A 204-nucleotide genomic window follows, 5' to 3' on the forward strand; every position below is an offset into this window, starting at 1 on the left:
TGGCGGAACGGACGGGACTCGAACCCGCGACCCCCTGCGTGACAGGCAGGTATTCTAACCAACTGAACTACCGCTCCACCGAATTTCTTTGTCACTACCCGGATTCTTCATCCCGGTTTACTGCAATTTGATGCCTGGCAGTTCCCTACTCTCGCATGGGGAGACCCCACACTACCATCGGCGCTACGGCGTTTCACTTCTGAG

The 204-nt window shown here is 56.4% G+C and carries 1 tRNA gene; it reads right to left on the reverse strand.

Features of this window, described 5'->3' with window-relative positions:
• Window positions 1-77 (reverse strand) — tRNA-Asp (locus tag OGV77_RS00035).
• Between the last annotated feature and the right edge of the window lie 127 nt (window positions 78-204).

This window comes from Citrobacter sp. Ce129, assembly GCF_030334545.1.
In the GTDB taxonomy this organism is placed as follows: Bacteria; Pseudomonadota; Gammaproteobacteria; order Enterobacterales; family Enterobacteriaceae; genus Citrobacter; species Citrobacter europaeus.